5 protein-coding genes are annotated in these 3,579 nt (G+C 60.3%); all 5 read right to left on the bottom strand.

The features are described from left to right. On the bottom strand, positions 1 to 937 hold a 937-nt coding region (tolB, locus tag Q0239_RS15335; protein ID WP_298604491.1), incomplete at its 3' end, for a Tol-Pal system protein TolB. A gap of 14 nt (positions 938 to 951) precedes the next feature. Then, entirely contained in the window at positions 952 to 1,779 is an 828-nt protein-coding gene (locus Q0239_RS15330; RefSeq protein ID WP_298604488.1) for a hypothetical protein, read from the bottom strand. 4 nt (positions 1,780 to 1,783) lie between these two features. Then, positions 1,784 to 2,266, bottom strand: coding sequence for a protein TolR (gene tolR, locus Q0239_RS15325; protein ID WP_298604487.1), 483 nt, complete (start codon positions 2,264 to 2,266; stop codon positions 1,784 to 1,786). Positions 2,267 to 2,417: 151 nt separating this feature from the next. Then, positions 2,418 to 3,107, bottom strand: a complete 690-nt coding sequence (gene tolQ / locus Q0239_RS15320; RefSeq protein ID WP_298604484.1) for a protein TolQ — start codon at positions 3,105 to 3,107, stop codon at positions 2,418 to 2,420. Positions 3,108 to 3,118: 11 nt separating this feature from the next. Beyond that, positions 3,119 to 3,571 (bottom strand): YbgC/FadM family acyl-CoA thioesterase, encoded by a 453-nt coding sequence (locus Q0239_RS15315; RefSeq protein ID WP_298604493.1) that lies wholly within the window; start codon positions 3,569 to 3,571, stop codon positions 3,119 to 3,121. Positions 3,572 to 3,579 lie beyond the last annotated feature (8 nt).

Raw genomic sequence — 3,579 nt, 5'->3', positions numbered from 1 at the left:
CCACATCAATACCCGGCGCGCTGGTGAGTTTGACGGGAGCACCACCATTGACCGACACCTTGTACACATCGGTGTTGCCCGCAACCGCCATCGAATAGAGGATCGTTTGACCATCGGGCGACCAGCGGGGAGCGAAGGTCGGGTTCTTGCTCGCAGTAATCAGCCGCTGCCGCCCGCTGTCGATATCATAGACATAGATGCGCGGATTGCCGTCCTGATAGCTGAGATACAGGATCGACTTGTAATTGGGCGAAAAGCGCGGGGTAAGCGCGGTTGACTGACCATTGGTGATGAAGCGGTGGTTCGCACCGTCCGAATCCATAATGGCGAGCCGCTTGACGCGTTTGCCCTTCGGCCCCGTCTCGGCGATATAGGCGATGCGGCTGTCGAAGAAGGGCCATTCACCGGTCAGCTTCGAATAGATCGCATCGGCGCATTTATGCGCAGCCCGGCGCCATTCGCGCGGCGGCACGACGAAGCCGAGGCGAGTGAGTTCCTGCCCGAAATTGACATCGTATAGATAGCAGCCGACGGTCAGATTGCCATCGCCGCCGACGCGGACAAAGCCTTCGACGAGCTGTTCGACATTGCGGCCCTTCCAATAATCATATTGCGGAGCAGTGACTTCCTCCAGCGTGATCGGGCGGATGCCTGCAGGGCCCTGCGGCTCGAAAAGGCCCGAATTGCGCAGATTGGCGGAAATCACTTCGGCTATCTGGCGGCCGAGCGTTGCGCTGTTCCCTGCCGGGGTGTCGGCGGCGTTGGGCGCGACCAAGGCGGGCACAGCGATGCGGCGGACTTTGGCGGTATCAAACTCGACCAGTTCGGGCTCGTCATCTGCGGGCGGTGCAGTTTCCTGCGCAGCCGCTATCGGCGCCAGTGCGACGAGGCCCAGCAGGGCCAACAAAAAGCCAAATATTGATCGGTTCGGTTTCATATCTCTGTTCCCGTTCAACCCGTCGCACGCAGCCGCATGGCGTGCGTTTTCCAGATATCATGATAGTCGGGGTCGAGCCCCTTGAAAGGCGACGCCGCACGCACCGCCTGAATTATGCACCGCTTCAACGGCTCTGCCTGAGGACGGTTATTGTCGTTGATACCAGTCTGCTTGTCCACGCGCACATCAGTGACACGTCCGCTCGGCTCCAGGCTCAGCGTCACAAAGGTTTCGATCTGACGGATATCTAGGCCGGTGGGTGCGCAGCGTTCAATCTTGTCGCGGATCTGCGGGCCGAGTGCGAGGTTCACTTCGCGTTTCACCTCTGCCCCGGCCTTGCGCGCAACGGTGCCCTGCTTGGGCGAGGTTCCGGCCGTCGGCTTCGGATTGCTGCCCGCACCCTTCACTGCATCCTCAAAGCTTTTGCTAAAAGGTTTGGGTGTGGCCTGTTTGGGTTGCGTCGTCTGCTTCGGCTTGGGTTGCACAGCCGCCTGTTTCTGCACCGGCTTCGGCGTCGGTTTCGGCGCAGGTTTGGGGGTCGGCTTTTCGACTACCTTCGGCAGCGGCTTTTCGGGCGGCTTTTCCACCTTCATAACCGGCGTCGGCTCTGGTTCAGAAGGCGCAGGTTCGGCTGCACTTTCGGCAGGTACAGGCTCCTCAAACACAGGATCGGGCGCGGTCGAAACATCGGCGACCTCACCCACCAGCGATACCGAGATAGGCTGCGGCTTGGTGATGCGGTCGGCGGTAAAGAAGGCACCCAGCGCAAAAGCGCCGAGCAACAGCGCATGTCCGCCAACGGCAGTGCCAAATCCTATCCTTTCCGCACGGTCCATCGCCATCAGGCTATTCTTCCTCCGATGAACCCAGGGTGACCGGTGCGGCGGCAGCGGTGGTGACGAGGCTGACCGAATTGAGGCCAACGCGGTTGAGTTCGCCCATCACCTTCATCATCTCGCCATAGCTGACCGTGGTGTCCCCGCGCAGCATGATCTGACGCGGATTGGCCGCATCCTGTTCCGCCGCAATCGCCTCCAGCTGCGCCGATAATTCGCCCGCGCTCACAGGCGCGCTGTCGATGAAGACCTGCCCTTCCTTGTCGATCGAAATGTCGAGCGGTTCATCCTTCTGGTCGAGCGGGTTGGCGCGGCTTTCGGGCAACTCTACGGGCACGCCGGAAACCAGCAAGGGTGCGGTGACCATGAAGATGATCAGCAGCACCAGCATCACATCGACAAAGGGCGTAACGTTGATCTCCGCCATAGGCGCACGGCGACTGCCGCGACGGCCACGCCGCGCAGAACCGCCAGAGTTGAGGTTCATTGCCATTAATTCCTCCCCCAACGGGGGAGGGGGACCATCCAAAGGATGGTGGAGGGGTACGAGCCCAAGCAGCCTAAGGGTTTGGCGGGGCGTGCCCCTCCACCAGCTTCGCTGGTCCCCCTCCCCGTTCCGGGGAGGAATTGATTGCGTCCCCTCATCATTCCCGCTCCAGCTCACGGCTCAACAGGCCGTGAAAGCCATCGGCAAAGCGACCCATACGCGCTTCATATTGGTTCAGGCGGTGCGAGAAACGATTATAGGCGATCACCGCGGGAATCGCCGCAAACAGACCGATCGCTGTCGCAAACAGCGCTTCGGCGATGCCGGGCGCGACCACCGCAAGCGAGCTGTTTTGCTCGGCAGCAATCGCCGAAAAGCTGCGCATGATGCCCCAGACGGTGCCGAACAAACCTACAAAAGGCGCAACCGCGCCAGTCGTTGCAAGGAAATTCAACCGGTTGGCAAGTTTTTCGCTTTCCGCCGCAATCGCAGAGTCCATTGCGGTGGCAAGGCGTTCGCGCGTACCTTGCCGGTCGGGCGTTTTCACAGCAGTCGAGCGCCGCCATTCAGCCAGCCCTGCCGCAAACACCTTGGCAATCGGCAGGTCGGATTTGCCATGCTGCTTGAAATAGCCGTCAACATCTTCGGTGCGCCAGAATTCGCGTTCGAAGGCTTCGCTCTGGTTGTTGATGCCCCGGATTTTCAGGACGAAGCTGACGATGATCGTCCAGACCCAGATGCTGGCCAGCGCAAGGCCGATGATCACCGCCTTCACGACAAGGTCGGCGTCCAGAAACAGCTGAATGGGGGAAAAGCTTGCGCCCTGGCTCAGTATCAACAAATCCATTTGGTTTCTTTCTATCCTTGGCTTCCCGCCTTGATGCCTTCGAATGCCTCCAGCCATTCGCGCGGCTGGCGGCGCGGGCGACCCTCTGGCGTCAGAAAGGCAGCGGTGACTTCAGCTTCGGTCAGCACTTGGTCCCCGCGCATGACTCTCTGATGAATGACGACGCTTGCTCCGCGGATTTCCTCGACTGTCGAGATTACCAGCAAGGCATCGTCAAAATGCGCCGGCGCGCGATATTTGATGTGCAGGTCGGCCACTGCATAGACGCCCTCGCCGCCTGCATAGGCCGCCTGCTGGTTGATCCCGGCAACGCTCAGCATGTCTGATCGCGCACGTTCCATGAAGTGCAGATATCGGCTGTGATAGACGACGCCCGAAAAGTCGGTATCCTCAAAATAAACCCGCACCGCAAACAGGTGGCGGGGCCCATCAAAATGGCCGTGATAGGGTTGCGTCCCGTTCATTACAAAGC

It is taken from the genome of uncultured Sphingorhabdus sp. (assembly GCF_937872355.1).
Classification (GTDB): domain Bacteria; phylum Pseudomonadota; class Alphaproteobacteria; order Sphingomonadales; family Sphingomonadaceae; genus Sphingorhabdus_B.
This window is presented reverse-complemented; position numbering and strand designations above follow the sequence as displayed.